This window comes from Paenibacillus sp. SAFN-054 (assembly GCF_051966755.1).
GTDB lineage: Bacteria > Bacillota > Bacilli > Paenibacillales > Paenibacillaceae > Paenibacillus_AQ.
In genome coordinates, this window is record NZ_JBQCKS010000003.1 from 291,502 (window position 1) to 309,920 (window position 18,419).

Here is an 18,419-nt window from a genome sequence, read left to right on the forward strand (position 1 = left end):
TCAACTATAATCGAGTAAATTTATGCCGGATTCCAAATATCCGGACTGGGAGGTTATCTATTGTGTTAAACATTCAATCGTACGTAACCGGAACCTTATCCAATAAAGCGACAGGCAGTGTGATGCGTACGTATCAAAAGCAGTGACCTGAAAGGAAAACATCACGGTCTTTTGATTCATGTGACGCGCCGCCTGCCGGAAGGGCGGAATGAATATGAACCCAAATCATGCGTCACAAGTGTATATGATGATGAGCTTCATCATGGCCTTGGCCAACAGTTTGATGTTTACCACGAGCGGCATCTATCATGTCTCCTCGCTGGGTCTGAATCCTTTCGAGCTGGTTCTGATGGGGACCGTGCTGGAAGTGACCGTCCTCATCTTTGAAGGCGTGACCGGCGTCGTAGCCGATACTTACAGCAGACGGGTTTCCGTTATTATCGGCATGTTTGTTCTGGGCCTTGGTTTTGCCTTGGAGGGCAGTGTTCTGTGGCTCGCGGGCCCAGGTTCGGCGATATCCGTATTTGTCTGGATCGTCTTCTCGCAAATTCTGTTCGGAGTAGGCTGGACCTTTGTCAGCGGAGCGAATACGGCCTGGGTCGTTGACGAGGTCGGCGAGGCACAGGCAGGTGGAATTCTGATGCGGGCGCAGCGGATGTCGCTGCTCGCTTCGCTGCTTGGCATCGGCGCAAGTGTAGGGTTATCCCTGGTAGCGCCGAATTTGCCATACCTGACCGGGGGAGGGCTTTATGCTTTGCTGGGTCTGCTGCTTCTGGTCCTCATGAAGGAGACCCGTTTCGTACCGCAGGAGCATGCTCCGCAGGAATCGCACTTCAAACGGCTGGCAGGCACGTGGCTCAGCGGTGCCCGGGTCGTGCGCAAGCATCCTCTTCTCGGCATGATCATTGCCGTGACCCTCCTTAGTGGCGCAGCCTCGGAGGGGTATGACCGCCTGTGGCAGCCATACCTTATCAGCGGCATCGGATTGCCGGATTTGCCTGTATCCATGGCTGTCTGGCTCGGACTCGTGTCCGCAGCGTCCGCTCTGCTCGGCATGGGCGGTGTTCGGCTGGCCGAGAAATGGATCGATATGCGTGATGGGCGGAAGGTATCCGCAGCGATGCTGTGGCTGACTCTCATCCGCATCGCTGCGATTCTTTCTCTGGCTGCGGCACCGAATTTTGCCTGGGCGATGGCGTCCGTCTTGGTTGCGGGGGCCACGGTTGCGGTTAGTGAGCCGGTCCACGGCACCTGGTTGAATATGAACCTGGAGAGCAAAACGCGGGCAACGGTACTGTCCATGGTCAGCCAATCGGATGCGCTAGGCCAGACCGCGGGCGGTCCGGCCGTGGGCTGGATCGGAACCCGGTACTCCGTCCGTGCTTCCATACTGACCGCCGGCGTGCTGCTGCTCCCGGTATTCGCCGTCTTTGCGAAGCTGATTCGCGGGAACGCATCTTCTGGCGATAAGAGTTAATTTACAGAAATTTGATATTTTTCAATGTTCGAGTAACCTTTTCGTCCATCTCGCCGTCCTAATAAGGGCGGCTTTTTTTAGGGGGTAATCCCCGGGAGAAGCTTATCCCTTCTTGAGCTCAATTTATACGGAACAAAAGGCTTGAAAAATAGGTTCTATGCATCTTTATCCAAGTGTTAAATATTGTATAAGAAAAGGAGGTGGTTTATAGTAGTAAAAGGAATTGTTAGAAATTGGTTTATCGTAAATCTAACCTGATTGATACCAGCTGATTTTGCGGAAGTCCTTGGGTTAACGGAAGTACTTAGCAATAATCCTTAATATAGAAGAAATGAGCTGATTATAGCCTTGCATCGTTCAAAGAAAATATGGCAGCTAATGCTGATTGTCATGGTATCCGCACTCATCATTCAATTTTTCATTCCGCACGGGTTAACCCGCAAAGCTCAGCCTGCCTCCTGCGGGGAAGGCTGCAGCCGCTATGATGTCGTCGTCGTCGGGAGTGAACTGCAGGGCATGCTTCTGGCCAAAGAGGCTCAGGATTTGGGGCTGAGCGTACTCGTCATCGATCCGCGGGAAAAGCCCGGAGGCGAGCTGCTCCAGGGGGAGATGCTGTTCCTCGACGAACCCTTTAACAAAGAGCGGAAAAGCTTGGTGCAGGGCGAGATGAAAACCTTGTTCAAACAATATAACAAAGGCAAAATCCGCACGCTGGATGATTTCACCGAATATTATAACGAGCTGATTGAAGACATACCTTTGAAAAGCGGCATCAAGATCAAAGCGGTCCAAGAAGCGGCCGCCGGGGGAAGCAACACGCTGCAGTCCTTGCAGTACACCGATCAAGACCAGAAGGAACATAAGCTGGAAGCGGGCTATTGGGTGGAAAATACCGATTTCAATGCGCTTACCGGCAAGCTCCAGCACAAGAAGCGCATTCCAGGCATGGAAGTGGTCGAGAAGAGCAATAAGCCGGATTATATGGGCGCGACCTACATGCTGAAATATAAGAACGTGGACTGGAAGAAGCTGAACAAGGATGTCCTGAAGCACTATCCGCTCGAAAATGTACGGAAGGTATTCGGGCCGAATACCTATGTCGACCACAACTTCGCGGTAGGCTTCAGCAACATCATGGCGAAGTATCAGCCAGTCGAGAAGCTGGTACGACTGCGCGGACTGAATATCGCTTACCAGGGCGATGGAGAGGTCATTATTAATGCGCTGATCATGTACAACATCGATCCGTCCAGCGAGGCTTCCGTGAATGAAGCACTGCGGAAGGGAAAGGTGGAGGCGCCGCGCATTCTGGAATTCCTCCGCACCCATTTGGGGGGCTTCGAGAATGCCGAAATGAACGGTTCGCCAAACTACCTCTACATTCGCGACTTTAACCGCTTCGAGACGGACTATGTGCTTACATTTGAGGATGTCATGAGCAGCAAAATGTTCTGGGACAACGTCAGCATCGGCGCTTATCCGGTCGACCTGCAGGGGACAGTTAACATCCCGCACGGCATCGGTTTCGGTACGCCGGATCCTTACGGAATTCCGCTGCGCTCTTTCCTGTTGAAGGAATATGACAACGTCATCGCAGTCGGAAAAAATATCGGTGCCGATATCAAAGCCTATGGAACCTCGAGAATCATGCCTAACAATGCGCTGGCCGCTCAATGCATCGGGATCATCCTGGGTTATGAAGCGGATCGCAAGCAGCTGAAGGATTTGACGCCAGAGGATTTCGAACGGATTCACCGCTATTTGAAACGCAAATTCAAAATTGATGTCGCGGGTACCTAGTTCATTCGCTGACCGTCGAAGCCCTCCATGCCGTAAAGGCAGCGGAGGGCTTCTTGATTTACGCGATTAAAACCGGCGGTGATGGATGCGGATAAAATTTGTTCAGCTGATTTAACTTTAGTTAATTTTATTGGGCACCGATTGTTGATAATCTGGATGTACGGAAGCCGCATCTACACTTGGAAAAGGAGCAGCCCCGCTTGTCCCCGCCCCATCCCCCATATGGTTGTCCCCATGGAACAACCGCTTTGTCCGAGGGTTAATCTGTCCGCTTCCAGGCTTAACCCTTCTCCTTCATTGAAGTTCAAGAACAGCGGTCCCTGATGAGTCCCGAATTAGCCCGGGATACCATACCCCCGCAGGATAACAAAAAGCCGGGAACCCTTTCGGGATACCGGCTTTGCTACAGGTTAGGACATAGGATGGTATGAAATTAAGGTCTTGGCACCAGTGCGGGCTGCGCATATTCGAACTTCTCCAGCAGCGCCTGCCACCACGGAGCTCCGTCCGCGTTCCGGCTGCCGTCAACGTTGATGATGTCGAGCTGATCCGCCGATGACAAGCGCAGCTTGGTTTGGTATTCGCTCTTGAGAACGGACTGGCTTTCATGGCCGTAGTGGAAAATGACAAGCCGCTTGCCCGCCTCCGCCAGCGAGCGGAACAGCCCGTTGATATGGCCGTCGTCGCCACCAAAGCCGTAACCGATGATCGCGATGATATCGGATTGCTCGAACCGGTCATACAGCTCGACGTAGCGGCGGGACATCGTGATCGAGGTCAGCGGCTTGATGCCGCTCTGGGTAAAGATGAGCGGGACAAGCAGGCGCGGATAAGCGGCAATTTCTTCATCTGTAGGCTGCTCCAGGATCAGATTGCAGTAAGGGTCGTAATATTCCTCCACGCATCCGTTCAAATAATAGACGGGGACGGAAGGCAGCTGCCGGTGCACGAGCTCACGGGCAAAGCCGTTGTAATTGGTCGTGCCGACGGCATGGATCTCCGCTGCATGGGACAGCTCGGCCAAGTCATGGTAGTAGCCGGGCCCGGCAGCAATTCTCTCGATAAAATGGGCATCGGCCCGGCTGATGTACCTGCGCACGGTGCGCAGGAAAATGGCGATGCGGGTGAAGCGTGCCCAGTGGGCCTTCGGATTATACAAATAGCGGAAGTGGCTGTCGACCAGCGCCTGGTAGTCGAGCGTGCGCGAGTATATATCCTCCAGGACCGCGCGGCATAATGCCGTCATGATATCCACCGGCGTATCCTCCTCCGTCACCGTGTGGGCCGGTTCTCCGAGCACGATGTCCATGCCGGTCTGGCCAACGCTGTGATAGTTAAGGCTGAAGATGCCGGTGAGATCATCAAACACGGACAGCTTGTCCGGGGCCGCCTCGAATACCTCCTCGTTCAGCTTGGCGACGAGCCGTTGCCCGCAGGAGCCGACCAGCAGCTCCAGAATGGCGCGTACGCCATGCTGCAGCCCTGTTTGATCCGGGTGCAGCTCCAGCAGCTTCAGCCACGCGGAGAAGAAAGCCGAATTAAACAATCCGACGCTTTCCGCGAGCCGGCTGTTCAGCTTGACGGCTTGTCCATACAGGATTTGTCCCAGCTCGTGGCCGGTGCCGGTGCGGAATGCGGAACGAATATGCTCCTCGCTGACGTCCCAGGAACGGAGCAGGCGAAGCACATGCTGATCGAGCTGCTCAAGATACGCAAGAATGTCGTCCTTGCGGTATTCCAGACTGGAGGCGATGATGCCCTCGTAATCGCTTTTGCCGAAGACATGAATGCGTTTCTTCATATAATCGTCCGGAAGCCATTTGGTAGCGTAAGCCGACGTATTGTCCAGCGTCTTCAGCTGTTCCTTGAAGTCCGCCTTATCCTGATCGGCCGGAATCCGGAACAGGTCCAAGGCGAACTGTCCGCCGGAAGGCAGTCCGTACCCCACCTCGGCGCCAGCGCCGAAAAACAAGGAAACTACAGGTTTTTTCATGATCGCTCCCCCATTCGAGATTGCTAAATCCTTACATTTATTGTAGCATAAAGCGCTTACTCGCACCCCATAAAAATAGCCTGACCAAACCGCTTTTTTGCAAGAAGCGGCACTGTTTGTTTCACGGAAGCAGACGATTTTCCCATGATCGAACCGGAAGTTGCCAACGAACGACACAAGTCTTATAATGAGGTCTATAAAATAATAGTAAACAGGTGTTTATTTATGCAGACCCTAAAAGAAGATGTCCGCCAAAGCATTTTGCGGGCTGCCCTGAACGAGTTCAAATCCCATGACTATGCTGATGCCTCCATGCGCCGTATTTCGGCGGCGGCCGGTGTGACGACAGGAAACATCTATCGCTATTTCAAGAACAAGGAAGAACTGTTCGAAGCGCTGGTCGGCCCCATTTACGAAAAGATCATCCACTATATTCTCGATCTGAAAAAGGAGCTGGATCGCTGCTACACAGGTGAGGATAACGGACTGAAGTATTTGAAAATGGTCGAGGAAACGATCGTCGGGCTGTTTTTGGAATACAGCGCGGAGCTGACCATATTAATGAACCGCAGCAGCGGCTCGAAATATGGACAGGTCAAGGAGCAGATGGTGAGCCTGATCGTGACCATTCTGGAGGATGCTTTTACGGCCGGGCCGCAAAACGCGGCAGAACTTACGACGGCCAATCGTCAGAGTGCCAGAATGCTTGCCGGAACCATCGTGGAGGGCGTATGCCTGATTCTGAAGGAATACGAGGACGGGGAGACCGTGAAAAGGCTCGTGAACGAGTTCGTTTACCTGTACCATTTGGGCATGCAGTACAGGCGTACCGATTAAAGGGCGCCTGTACGCCCCATTTAAGGCGAATAAATTCAGCACTTATTCACTATGTATGATAAGTAGCGGACGCGGCAGCGGCGATGCTTTCTTTTTTGGCTCAATAATGAACGCCTGTTTACTAACCGAAATGGAATTAGAGGAGGAAAATCAAAAGCATGCGGCAAATCATCAAATGGCGCTGGGCGATCCTGGCGCTATGGCTTGTGGCAACCGTGCTGTTAACTGTATTTCAGCCGGATGTAAACGCCATTTTGCATGAGCGGGGCCAGGACCCGCTGACAGAGGACAGTCCGTCGAAGGTAGCCGGCAAGCTGCTGAACAAGATGACCGGCACCAGCGGAACGAGCGATATTATCGTCTTTCACAAGGAAGGCAAGTTGACGGATGAGGACATGAGCAATATCGGGTCCGGAATCGAGAACATGGTCCGGCAGAAATCGGAGCTCGGCTTCAGCCAGCTGATTGATCCGTTTACGACGCCAGCCGCCAAGTCCTCTCTTGTATCCGAGGATAACACTACGCTGATGGTCAGCTTTAATCTCGATAAAATGGGCCGCAACGTGGATGAGATCGACAAACAGTTCAAGGCGGCGCTCCAGGACGTCAAGGTTCCTTATTATTTGAGCGGCGAAGACTTTATTCAGAACGATTATCTCAAGGCATCGGTATCCGGCGTGGAGAAAAGCGCGGCACTCACCGTTATCTTTATTCTGGTCGTGCTGATCGTCATGTTCCGCTCGGTTATCATTCCGTTTGTTTCCTTGCTGGCGGTGGGCATTTCCTATCTTTGCTCCATGGGCATCGCCGCACAGATTATCGATAAGCTGAATTTCCCGGTGACGAGCGTCACGCAAATGCTGCTGGTGCTGATCTTGTTCGGTATCGGTACGGATTACAACATTTTGCTGTTCAACCGGTTTAAAGAGGAATTGTCCCACGGGCGCTCGGTAGACGAGGCAATCATTATTTCCTACAAGACCGCGGGCAAAACGATCATATACAGCATCGCGACGGTATTCATCGCTTTTGCCGGACTCAGCTTCTCCAGCTTCGGCATTTATAAATCGGCGAACGTCGTGGCCATCGGCACAGTCGTACTCGTGCTGCAGATGCTGACGCTGACGCCGTTCTTCCTGAAGGTGCTCGGACCGAAGCTGTTCTGGCCATCGAAAAAGGTGGCGGGACACAAGGAGAGCAAATTCTGGGCGAAGCTGACGGGCGTTTCCGTCAAGCATCCGATCATCGTCACGGCCATCATCGTGGTTCTCATGATCCCGGCGCTGCTGACGAGCGGGCAAAAGCTGTCCTTCGACCAGCTGAAGGAGCTTGGCGACGACTATCCGTCCACCAAGGGCTTCAGCATCGTGGCGGAGCATTTCAGCCGCGGGCAGGCGCTGCCGACCACCGTCGTTATTGAAGACGACAAGGCCATGGACAACAACGAGACCTTGGGCGTCATCGATAAGCTGACCGAAAAGCTGAAGGCAGTCGATGGCGTCAAGTCGGTTGCCAGCGTGACGCAGCCGCAGTCGGAGCCGATCGATCAATTCTATATCAGCAATCAGACTGAAACGGTCACGGAAGGCATTTCGGCTTCCCAAAAGGGCGTGGACCAGATTAAGAGCGGTCTGGACCAGATTGGCGACAAGCTGAGCACGCCGGATACATCCAGCGCGAATCAGCTCGTAACCGGCACCGGACAGGTGAAGGACGGATACGACCAGATCACCAAGGCGCTCGGTCAGGTAGCCTCCGGTATCAATCAGGGCGCGGATGGAGCCGGCGAACTGAGCAAAGGTATCGCGGGACTCAAGAACGGGATGGATACCGTGAGTACCAACACCGGCAAAATCAGCCAAGGCCTGACGCAAATCTCCAAAGGATATACCTCTTTGGCCGCTGGCTATAAGCAGATCAGCGGACAAATCCCGCAGATTCAGCAGGGCCTGGTCGGCATGAACGGCTTGATCGCCGGGCTTGGAGCCAACCACAGCGAGCTGGCAAGCGACCCGGATTACGTGAAGCTGAAAACGACCGGGGAAGGCCTTGCAGGGAGCATGGCACAGCTGAGCGGGGGACTGCAGGAGCTCGATAGCAACTATGCGAAGCTGAACGCTTCTCTGAACGAAACCTCCGGCGGCCTGGGACAGATCGCGGCAGCGCAAAAACAGATGTCCGCGGGGCTATCGGCGCTGCAAAAGGGCGCGGCGGATCTGCAGAAAGGCCTGCAGCAGGGCGGCAGCGGTAGCCGTGAAATCGAAGCGAACATGAAGAAGCTGAATGCAGCGCTCGGCCAGGTGCAAAGCGGGCAGGAGCAGCTGATCGGCGGGTTGTCCAGCTTGACCGGCGGCATGTCGCAGCTGAAGGAAGGCATCGATAAGAGCGGCAGCGGTCTCGGCGATATTTCCGAAGGGCTGGGCAAAACCGGCGATTTCCTGACGCAGCTGAACGGCTCGAAGACCTTCTTCATTCCGCGCGAGGCTTTGGACAGCGAGGACTTCAAGCAGTCCGAGGACAATTTCATGTCCAAGGACCGGAAGATCACGAAGCTGCTCGTGATCCTGAAGGATGATCCGTATTCGCCGGCAGCGCTGAAGACCATTGAGAAGGTCAATGACACAGTATCCAGCAGCCTGAAGGGAACCGTGCTGGATCAGGCCGAATACGGCGCGGCAGGACCAAGCTCAACGACCTATGACATGAACAAGGAGCAGTTGAAATCGTTCAACAGCACCGCCATTATCGTCATTGTGAGCGTGTTTGTCGTTCTGCTGTTCGTCATCCGGTCGTTCTGGCCGGCGGTCTTCATCGTATTGTCGCTCGTCGCTTCCTATTATGTGGCGATGAGCGCATCGAATCTGGTTACGAGTTATATCATCGGAGCGGACGGCGTTTCCTCCTTCGTGCCATTCTTCTCGTTCATCATCATCGTGGCCGTAGGCGTCGACTACAGCATCTTCCTGATGGAGCGCTACCGCGAACACGGCGATATGGCGCCGGGGGATGCCATCGTCAAAGCGGCGAAGAGCGTAGGGGGCGTCATCATTTCCGCGATGATCATCCTGGGCGGAACCTTCGCCACGTTGGTCCCATCCGGTCTGGTGCTGCTGATCGAGCTGGCATCGGCCGTCATCGTAGGCTTGATCGTGCTCTGCTTTATCCTGCTGCCGATGCTGGTGCCGGCACTGATCGTGCTGCCGGAGAAAATGCAGCAGCGGCGGGCGGAACGCCTGCGTGTCGCGCATGTAAGCGGCAGGGATCACGACAAGTAAGTGAAAGTGTGGAAGTTAAATAAGCAAAAAGGACCGGAAGAGCTGCAGCTCTTTCCGGTCCTTTTGTATATTAAGGTGTCATCCTAGTCTGCTCGCATAGAGGGGAGAGCTTGCAGAGCCAGAATTAAACCAGGGTTTTCAGCGCTTCAGGCGTGAAAGCCTGGAGTTCGTCAAAGCGGCCGTCGCGGACCTTCGCAGCCCAGGCAGGATCGGCAAGCAGGGCACGCCCTACGGCAACCAGATCGAATTCCTGGTTCTCCAGACGTTCCAGCAGGTCGTCAATATCCTTCTTGCCTGCGCCCGTGCCGTCGGTGAAGAGGCTGGTAAAGGCTTCATCCAGGCCTACGGAGCCTACCGTAATAACGGTTTTTCCTGTAAGCTTCTTCGCCCATCCGGCAAAGTTCAGATCGGAGCCTTCGAATTCCGGCTCCCAGAAGCGGCGCGTAGAGCAGTGGAATATATCAACGCCCGCATCGGACAGGGCGGTAAGCAGTTCCTTCAATTTGTCCGGCGTATCTGCCAGTTTCGCGTCATACTTGGTCGTTTTCCATTGGGAGAGACGCAGCGCAACCGGAAAGTCCGGACCCACCGCCGCGCGGACGGCTTGAACGACTTCAATGGCGAACCGGGCACGCTTCATCATGTCGCCGCCGTATTCGTCAGTCCGCTGATTGGTCGTTTCCCACAGGAATTGGTCGATCAGATAGCCGTGGGCGCCGTGGATTTCCACGCCGTCAAAACCGATCCGTTTCGCGTTGGCGGCTGCATCGGCATAGGCTTTGACGACATAGTTAATCTCATCCACCGTCATTGGCTCGGTCACTTTGTTGCCGTTCAGGTCAAGCCCGGAGGGGCCGATCGGCAGTGCTTCCGGGTTCGGCTCAGAGCCGACGGAACGCGTCATGCCGACATGCCAGATTTGCGGCATGATTTTGCCGCCGGCTTCATGGACCTGCTTCACGACTTCAGCCCAGCCGTTCAAGGCTGCTTCACCGTGGAAGTTCGGTATGCTCGGACTTTCGACTGCCGCCGGATGGTCAATGCCCGTGCCCTCTGTAATAATCAGGCCGACGCCGTTCTCGGCGCGGCGGCGATAGTAGGCAGCTACATCGGCTCCCGGCACACCGTTCGGGGAGAAGCCGCGGGTCATGGGCGCCATGACGATGCGGGTAGGGAGTTGAAGATTACCCATGGTATAGGGCTGGAATAGTAAGTCTGTAGAGCGGACATCCTGTTTTTGTTGACTCATGTATGGAATCCTCCGATTTGTTAGGTTTTTTGTACTTATCTATATTTCCATAAAAACAGATATATATGATCAAAAGAAAGAGCTTTTTGCTTAATTGCGTTCTTGCTATTAAGCCTAAAGCTCTTTCTTGAGTTGTTCAATAAAGCGGTTAATACCCTCCTCATTACGGCGGTAATATGTCCATTGTCCCGAACGGCGGGACTCCAGCAGGCCTGCCTTTTGCAACTTGACCAGATAGCCGGACACAACCGATTGGGCGAGGCCTGTTTTGGCGGAAATCGAACCGACGCATATGCCGCCATTGAAATCGCAGGTCGCAGGCATGTGCTCCTGGGGACCAAAATGCTCCTCGGGATGCTTCAGCCATTCCAAAATGTTGAACCGGGTCTCGTTTGAGATCGCTTTGATCGTTTGTAATATATCCATGTGCCTTATTATATCTATTTTTATAGAAATGTAAATATCCTTCGGAAAATTTTATTGAAGACAACGGAATGCTGCGGCAGCATCCGCAAGAATGGGATACCCGCCAAAGCGCCTCTTTAGGCCTAACTATTCACGATACCCGTGCTTAACATGGAGATGGGGTGAGTTCAAGAGGATTCGCTTACCGTCACTGTCTGGTTTAATGGTTCATCCCAAAGGGTAATTACCGAGTGTATTCATCTTCGGACGTAAGCGCCGTTACATAAGAACAGGAGGGATTGAACTTCATGAACAAAGACCGGGAAAACTTGAACATCAACGAAGAAAGCAAGAAAGAGCAGCTGAAGGATTTCAGCGTAGACGACTCCGGGCACAAGATGACCACCAACCAAGGAGTGCGCATCACGGATGACGAGCATTCGCTGAAGGCGGGAGACCGCGGGCCGACGCTCATGGAAGACTTTCAGTTCAGAGAGAAAATGACCCATTTTGATCATGAACGGATTCCCGAGCGGATCGTCCATGCCAGAGGCTTCGGCGCGCACGGTTACTTCCAGGTCTATGAGCCGATGAGCGAGTTCACCAAAGCGAAGTTCCTGCAGGATCCGTCCGCCAAAACACCGGTATTCGTCCGGTTCTCGACCGTAGCGGGCTCGCGCGGCTCCGCGGATACGGTGCGTGACGTGCGAGGCTTCGCAACCAAGTTTTATACCGAGGAAGGAAACTTCGACCTGGTGGGCAACAACATGCCGGTCTTCTTTATACAGGATGCCATGAAATTTCCCGACTTCGTGCATGCCGTCAAGCCGGAGCCGCATCATGAGATGCCGCAGGCCTCCACGGCGCATGATACGCACTGGGATTTCATCGCGAATAACACCGAATCCACCCATATGATCATGTGGGCCATGTCTGATCGCGCGATTCCGCGCAGCTACCGGATGATGGAAGGCTTCGGCGTACATACCTTCCGTTTCGTGAACGAGCAGGGCGAGGCGCATTTCGTTAAATTCCACTGGAAGCCGCTGCTCGGCGTGCATTCCCTGGTATGGGACGAAGCGCAAAAAATCGCCGGCAAGGACCCGGATTTCAACCGCCGCGATCTGTGGGAAGCGATCGAGATGGGCAACTATCCGGAATTTGAATTCGGCGTGCAGATCATCCGCGAGGATGAGGAATTCAGCTTCGACTTCGATATTCTGGACCCGACCAAGCTGTGGCCGGAAGAGCTTGTTCCCGTGCGCCGCATCGGCAAAATGACGCTGAACCGCAACGTGGACAATTTCTTTGCTGAAACCGAGCAGGCTGCTTTCCATATCGGCCATGTCGTTCCGGGCATCGATTTCACGAACGATCCGCTTCTGCAGGGCCGCCTGTTCTCCTATACGGATACGCAGCTGTCCCGCCTTGGCGGACCGAACTTTCATGAAATACCGATCAATCGTCCGCTTGCGCCGATTCATAACAACCAGCGCGACGGCATGCACCGCATGACGATCAACCAGGGCCAGACCAGCTATCACAAAAACTCGCTGAGCAACAATGATCCTCATGAAGCCACCGCGCAGGAAGGCGGGTTTGACCATTACCAGGAAAAGGTGGAGGGACGGAAGGTGCGCTCCCGCAGCGACAGCTTCAAGGATCATTACAGCCAGGCGAAGCTGTTCTGGAACAGCATGTCCGATGTCGAGCAAAAGCACATGATCAAAGCTTTCCGCTTTGAACTCGGCAAGGTGCAGAGCAAGAGTGTGCAGCAGCAAATGGTGAACAACCTCAGCAACGTTGATCTGCTGCTCGCGCAGCAGGTGGCGCTTGGCATCGGCGCCGAGGCTCCCCAGAAGCCGACAGAAGAGATGCGCGATAGCGTGACCCTGCTGTCGCCGGCGCTGAGCCAGCTGAACACGGCCAAATCCGCGGCTACCCGAAAAATCGCCGTGCTGGCCGCAAACGGCTTCGATTCAGCCGAAATGAAGGCCGTACAGGCCGCGCTTCAGGCCGCCGGAGTGACGGCTGAAATCGTCAGCGAGAACCTTGGCGTGATCACGGGAACGGAAGGGGACCAGTTGCAGGTGAAGCAGACCTTCCTGACAGCCGATTCGGTGCTGTACGATGCCGTGTACGTCGCCGGCGGTGAGCAGAGCATTTCGCAGATCGGAATGATCCGCGAGGCGGTCAATTTCGTTATTGAAGCCTACAACCACTTCAAAACGATAGGCGCTTCAGGCGAGGCGTTAAGTCTGCTGGGAACGGCAGGGGTCCATGTTACGGGCCCGAATCAGCCGGCAGGAAGCCCGGGGACGCCGCTTCAGGATACCGGACTTGTCATCAGCGGTGAAGCCGTAAGCGGCATAGACTTTGGTCAAAAGCTGGTGGATGCGATCGCCATGCACCGTCACTGGGACAGAGAGCTGTCCATGTCCAAATAGGCCGCCCCCCGGCCCCATATTTCGTTCAAGCCGGCCCGCATCTTGTTGCGGGCCGGCTTTTGTTTTAATCATTTGTATCGGGCGAGCTTTATGTTAGGATAGTAGGGGATTTTGATTCCAATCTTTACAAGCGAAAGGGTGCATGGCATGAAGGAAAGGCTGGAGCGGTACAGAATATTCCGCATTCTGGCTTCCATTTATCGGATTAAAGCGGTGAGGCTGCTCATACCGATCGCGGTCATCGCGCTGGTGTACTGGGAAGGCCAGAAGGAGCTGCGCCAGATTTCCCTCGGCCGTACGTTTGGCGAGCTGCGCCGGCTGTCGGTCGAAGCCGTCATGGAAATATTTATATTTTCTCTCTTTTCGATTGCGGTCATGAGCCTGTATGACTTTATGATCCGCCGCCATTTCCGGTTAAAGGTTGGGTTCTGGATTACGTTCCGTTATGCGTGGATTGCCAATACGTTCAACAATATCATTGGTTTTGCCGGATTAACCGGGGCCGGGCTCCGGACGATTTTATATAAAAGAAGCGGGATTTCGCCTGTGCTCATGGCCTCGGCAGTCGTCTTTCTGTCGCCGATCGTCGTCACGGGCCTTTCCATGTTCTCCTGGGGGATCATTGCCGGACTGTTTACCGTAGGGGATCTTTTCGTGGAGCATCACTGGCTGATCTTTGCGGTGTGGGGCATGGCTTTATACCTTCCCCTGTTCGTGCTGATGCAAAGATCCTCGCTCTTCGCCAAATGGTTCAACCGAGGCGAGGGAAGAACGCCCTGGTCAACGGTAGGCGTATCCCTGAGCGCCTCCCTGCTGGAGTGGGCCTGCGCGGCAGTGACCTTCTGGTTGATCGCCAGCAGCGTTCTTCATGATGTATCCTTCAGGGAAGTCATCGGCATGTACGCCGTATCCGCGATTGCCGGGATTCTGAGCATGGCGCCGGGAGGCATCGGGGCCTTCGACCTGACCGTGCTGCTCGGGCTGGAGCAGCTGGGCTTCCCTTCGGACCGGGCCATGGCGGTCCTTGTCCTGTTCCGCTTGTTCTATTATATCGTGCCGTGGCTCATCGGACTGATTCTGTCCGCCTTCGAGCTGGGCAATGCAGCGATGCGGACCGGGGACAAAACGGACGCCGGGCCTGATTTCCCGCTGAATGTGTGGCAGAGGCTGTGGCGCTGGCCGGGGCAGTACCGCTTTCTGAGCGATCTTGGCGTATGGGCGCTGGGCAAGCTCGTGCTGGTGAGCGGTCTGGTGCTGCTCTTATCCGCAGCGACGCCGGGATTATTGTACCGTCTGCGGCTCACAGAGGAGCTGCTGTCCATGCCGGTCATGCGCATATCCCATCTCCTGTCCGTCATAATCGGCTTTATGCTGATTGTGCTGTCCCGCGGCATCTCGCTTCGGATTCGCAGAGCCTATGTCTGGACGGGCGTGCTGCTGCTAGCGGGTGCGGTCTTTACCTTTACCAAAGCCTTTGACTTCGAAGAGGCGATCTTCCTGCTCATCGTCGGTATCGCGCTGTGGGTATCGCGGGCACGGTTTTACCGTGCGGGAGCACCGATCGACCTTCGAAGCTATCTGTTCTGGTATGGGCTGTCTGCCGTTATTGCAGCCGCATACTATTGGGTCGGCAGCCACGTCCATCACGGCTGGCTCCGGCATTTGCCGACGGCCGACCGCATGCACTGGATGTTCGGTCCGCGGCCTTATGCGATTACGGCGCTGATCGGCCTGGCGGGCGCGTGGATTCTGCTGACCATGCTGCTGCTGCTCCGCCCCAACCGCAAAATCGCCGCCGCCGCGGGATCGGAGGAACTGGACAAGCTGCGCCTGTTCCTGAAGGATCATGATGGCAATCTGCTGACACATATGCTGTTTACCGGCGACAAGAGCTTCTTCTGGGCGCAGAATGATCAGGTGCTTATTCCATATGCCAAGGCAAGGGACAAGCTGGTGGTGCTGGGCGATCCGCTGGGTCCGATCAAAAGGGTCCCCGAAGCGATTGCCGAATTCCAGAAGTATGCCGACCAGTATGCGATGTCGGTCGTCTTCTATCAGGCAACGCCCGCGTATTTGCCGATCTATCATGAGTACGGCTACCGTTTCTTTAAACTGGGGGAAGAGGCGTTGATCCCTCTGAAGGATTTCACCCTGAGCGGGAAGAAAGCGACAGACCTGCGGAGCGTCCGCAACCGGTTCGAGCGCGAGGGATATCGATTTGAAGTGGTTTCTCCGCCTTTTGATGCGGGACTTATGGCAGAGCTGCGCACGGTCTCGGATGAATGGATCAAAGGCCGGCGCGAAAAGGGCTTCTCCCTCGGATGGTTTGACGAAGCCTACCTTGCGCAAGCGGAGATCGCCGTGTTAAAAGGTCCTGAGGGAAACGTCGCGGCCTTCGCCACGTTGGCCCCCGGCTATGATGGCGGCCGGACGATGTCCATCGACTTGATGCGGCATCAAAGCGGTACACCGAACGGCACGATGGACTATCTGTTCGTCAAGCTGCTGGAATGGTGCAGGGAGCGGGGATACGAGATGTTTAACCTTGGCAACGCGCCGCTCTCCAGCGTCGGCGAAAGCAAAAGCGCCCTGCGCGAGGAGAAGCTCGCGGCGCTGGTATTCCAGTATGGCGGGCATTGGTACGGCTTCAAGGGACTTCGTCGGTACAAGGAGAAGTTTGCGCCGGAATGGGAGCCGCGTTTCCTGGCTTATCCGGCATCTGTATCGCTGCCCGTGCTGACGGTGGATCTGGTAAGACTCGTATCTAGGCGGGTACAGGGCAGGAAGCCATAGACCGATTACAAAGAAAGAGCAGAAGCAGCACGATCACCCTCAGGATGGTCCGTGCCTCTGCTCTTTTTGCTTATTTATCTATAGATTTGCCGCTGACGGGAGATGGTTCGGTTCCGGTCGGTTTCGGGCGCGGAACTCTTCTTCGCTTGAATTTCAATGCGAAGATGAGAGCCGCAATCAGCAGCACCAGGAAGATGGCGGCAATGATCACATCCTGCGCGGTGTATTTGCCGACTGCCGTTTGGGCATTATTTCCGCCCATACCCGGGAATCCACCGCCAGGGAATCCTCCAGCACCGCGATTACCGCGGCCTTGTCCCATCTGCGCGTTTTGCCTGTTGCCATCCGGGGGCTGCATGCCATCAGGAGGCTGCATGCCATCCGGGGGCTGCATGCCATCCGGGGGCTGCATGCCATCAGGAGGCTGCATGCCATCAGGGAGCTGCATGCCATCCGGAGGCTGCAACCCATCCGGCATTGCAGGCATCTTCCCTTTATCGGCGCCCTGTCCATTAATGGCCTGTCCGCCGCCGAAGCCGCCGCTGGTATTCGCCTCGACGACGAGCTCGCCGGAGAGCTGCTTCCTGATGGATTCCGCCCGCTTGGCCGCGAACTTCACCAGACTTTTATCGCCGGATACGCCCTCTTTGAATTGCTCCGGTGTGTAGAAGCTGGTCGGATCCTTTTCCACATAGGAAGTTATCAGAGAGGAGATGGAATCGGTCAGGGACTGCATGTTGTCCTCCGCTAAAAATCCATCGGCAATTTCCTTCAAATACGCTTTATATTTCTCTTTGTACTTTTCATTGGACAGAAGGGCGTTCAGCAATGGGCGACTGTCCAGCGTGGTGCCGGATACCGGCGTGGTAATGCTAAAGTTGATGTTATCCTCGTCGAGGAAATTGGCAGCCATGTTGTCCATGCCGCCAAAACCGCCGCCGAAGCCGCCACCATTTCCTGCTTTGCCCTGGCCTGCGGCCTGACCGTTTGCCTTTGCATCGTTTGGTCGGTTTTGGCCCGGTTTTGCATCAGCTTGCTTGCCGCTTGCGGCGCCCAAATCCTGCGTATCTCCTTGTCCTGCAGCCTGGCCGCCGGGGCCTTGGTTCTGCGCGTTATTCTTAGAATGATCCTGCTTGTTGCTTTGTCCGTCCTGTTTCTGCTGGCCGTTTGCGTTTTGATCCGCCTTACCGCCAGGCCTTCCACCCATGCCGACCCCCATGCCGGCAAATGACATGTTGTAGTCCCAAGGCAAAATCGAAAACTTGCCGTTCTTCTCATAGAGGTAGTAATTATGCTTCATCATGCCCTGATAGCTGTCGAGGCTGACAAGTGCCGTGTTGGCGGCGAAATATCTCAGCATTTCATCGACATCCATCACTTTTTCCAGGTTGCCGCCATGATTGATGGCATCGAGCAGCTTGATCATGGACTTTTGGTCCGAGTTGTTGTTCGACTTCAAATTCAGGCCCGGGTAATCCTTGATTTTATCGCTGATCCACTTGAGGTCGCTGCCCGTGCCATCTGGCTTGTACAAATCTCCTGTGCTATCGGCGAAATTACGCTGAAGGTAAGGTTCCTCGATGGCCTCAACGCCGAGGTAGAGTCCCCATTCCTTACCATTGATGGTGACGTACATATAAGAATATCCTGGTGTGGGAATCCCCATTTTATCCATGAGCTCGTAAGATAGATACTCCCTCATGAGCGTTGGATCCGTGTAGTTGTTGTTCAGATTCAACTTTTTGAGTCCGTACAGGTTTTGGTCGCTATTGTAATGATCGAGATCAAGTTTAAAGCTGTAGCGATCCGAATCCTCCATGCGGGCCACGGAACTGAGCGTCATATTTCCCTTGGGCCGGATGCCTACGCCATCGACCTTGACACCGTTAATGACGACGTTCGCCTCCATCATCTGCTCTTCATCAAGCGGATTGTCCAGCATCGATTGCAGATCCTGCGGTTTCATGGTGATGTCCACGGAGGTGACCCTGCTTTTATCAAATACCTTTTCCATGTATGAGTTTTCCAGGTTGGCAGACTCGAATCCCGCCCGCGGAAGAATGGCTGTTACCGCGACGAACAGCCCGATCAGCAAAGCGAGTGATGCGATTATAGTCCTGTTTTTCACAAAGCGAAGACTCCT

Annotated in this window: 10 protein-coding genes; 6 read left to right on the forward strand and 4 right to left on the reverse strand. The window is 54.7% G+C overall.

Annotation, left to right across the window (positions count from 1 at the left end; translation table 11 throughout):
- Positions 1-247: 247 nt before the first annotated feature.
- Complete coding sequence (locus tag ACTHPM_RS17225; RefSeq protein ID WP_440421616.1) at positions 248-1,477, forward strand: MFS transporter; 1,230 nt, start codon at positions 248-250, stop codon at positions 1,475-1,477.
- A 378-nt stretch (positions 1,478-1,855) separates the two neighbouring features.
- Positions 1,856-3,277, forward strand: a complete 1,422-nt coding sequence (locus tag ACTHPM_RS17230) for an FAD-dependent oxidoreductase (protein WP_440396529.1) — start codon at positions 1,856-1,858, stop codon at positions 3,275-3,277.
- A 433-nt stretch (positions 3,278-3,710) separates the two neighbouring features.
- On the opposite strand, the gene ACTHPM_RS17235 is transcribed toward ACTHPM_RS17230, so the two are convergent.
- Positions 3,711-5,270 carry a hypothetical protein gene (locus ACTHPM_RS17235; protein ID WP_440396528.1) on the reverse strand — a complete coding sequence of 520 codons (1,560 nt, stop codon included), beginning with the start codon at positions 5,268-5,270 and terminating at the stop codon, positions 3,711-3,713.
- A gap of 225 nt (positions 5,271-5,495) precedes the next feature.
- Between ACTHPM_RS17235 and ACTHPM_RS17240 the strand changes: the two genes are divergently transcribed.
- On the forward strand, positions 5,496-6,107 hold the full coding sequence (locus ACTHPM_RS17240; protein ID WP_440396527.1) for a TetR/AcrR family transcriptional regulator: 612 nt from the start codon (positions 5,496-5,498) through the stop codon (positions 6,105-6,107).
- Positions 6,108-6,265: 158 nt separating this feature from the next.
- The gene (locus tag ACTHPM_RS17245) at positions 6,266-9,382 is read left to right on the forward strand and encodes an MMPL family transporter (protein ID WP_440396526.1); all 3,117 of its coding nucleotides are present in this window, start codon (positions 6,266-6,268) and stop codon (positions 9,380-9,382) included.
- Between the two features lie 124 nt (positions 9,383-9,506).
- On the opposite strand, the gene ACTHPM_RS17250 is transcribed toward ACTHPM_RS17245, so the two are convergent.
- Positions 9,507-10,631, reverse strand: coding sequence for an NADH:flavin oxidoreductase (locus ACTHPM_RS17250; RefSeq protein ID WP_440396525.1), 1,125 nt, complete (start codon positions 10,629-10,631; stop codon positions 9,507-9,509).
- Between the two features lie 114 nt (positions 10,632-10,745).
- Positions 10,746-11,057, reverse strand: a complete 312-nt coding sequence (locus ACTHPM_RS17255; RefSeq protein WP_440396524.1) for an ArsR/SmtB family transcription factor — start codon at positions 11,055-11,057, stop codon at positions 10,746-10,748.
- A 287-nt stretch (positions 11,058-11,344) separates the two neighbouring features.
- Between ACTHPM_RS17255 and ACTHPM_RS17260 the strand changes: the two genes are divergently transcribed.
- Positions 11,345-13,483, forward strand: a complete 2,139-nt coding sequence (locus tag ACTHPM_RS17260) for a catalase (RefSeq protein WP_440396523.1) — start codon at positions 11,345-11,347, stop codon at positions 13,481-13,483.
- A gap of 147 nt (positions 13,484-13,630) precedes the next feature.
- Positions 13,631-16,276 carry a bifunctional lysylphosphatidylglycerol flippase/synthetase MprF gene (gene mprF, locus ACTHPM_RS17265; protein ID WP_440396522.1) on the forward strand — a complete coding sequence of 882 codons (2,646 nt, stop codon included), beginning with the start codon at positions 13,631-13,633 and terminating at the stop codon, positions 16,274-16,276.
- A 70-nt stretch (positions 16,277-16,346) separates the two neighbouring features.
- Here mprF and ACTHPM_RS17270 read toward each other — a convergent pair whose 3' ends face one another.
- Complete coding sequence (locus tag ACTHPM_RS17270) at positions 16,347-18,404, reverse strand: CotH kinase family protein (protein ID WP_440396521.1); 2,058 nt, start codon at positions 18,402-18,404, stop codon at positions 16,347-16,349.
- Between the last annotated feature and the right edge of the window lie 15 nt (positions 18,405-18,419).

Coding starts and splice junctions, on each gene's coding strand:
- mprF (WP_440396522.1), top strand. CDS start 13,631: ATGAAGGAAAGGCTGGAGCGGTACAGAATATTCCGCATTCTGGCTTCC.
- ACTHPM_RS17225 (WP_440421616.1), top strand. CDS start 248: ATGATGAGCTTCATCATGGCCTTGGCCAACAGTTTGATGTTTACCACG.
- ACTHPM_RS17235 (WP_440396528.1), bottom strand. CDS start 5,270: ATGAAAAAACCTGTAGTTTCCTTGTTTTTCGGCGCTGGCGCCGAGGTG.
- ACTHPM_RS17245 (WP_440396526.1), top strand. CDS start 6,266: ATGCGGCAAATCATCAAATGGCGCTGGGCGATCCTGGCGCTATGGCTT.
- ACTHPM_RS17240 (WP_440396527.1), top strand. CDS start 5,496: ATGCAGACCCTAAAAGAAGATGTCCGCCAAAGCATTTTGCGGGCTGCC.
- ACTHPM_RS17260 (WP_440396523.1), top strand. CDS start 11,345: ATGAACAAAGACCGGGAAAACTTGAACATCAACGAAGAAAGCAAGAAA.
- ACTHPM_RS17230 (WP_440396529.1), top strand. CDS start 1,856: ATGCTGATTGTCATGGTATCCGCACTCATCATTCAATTTTTCATTCCG.
- ACTHPM_RS17250 (WP_440396525.1), bottom strand. CDS start 10,631: ATGAGTCAACAAAAACAGGATGTCCGCTCTACAGACTTACTATTCCAG.
- ACTHPM_RS17255 (WP_440396524.1), bottom strand. CDS start 11,057: ATGGATATATTACAAACGATCAAAGCGATCTCAAACGAGACCCGGTTC.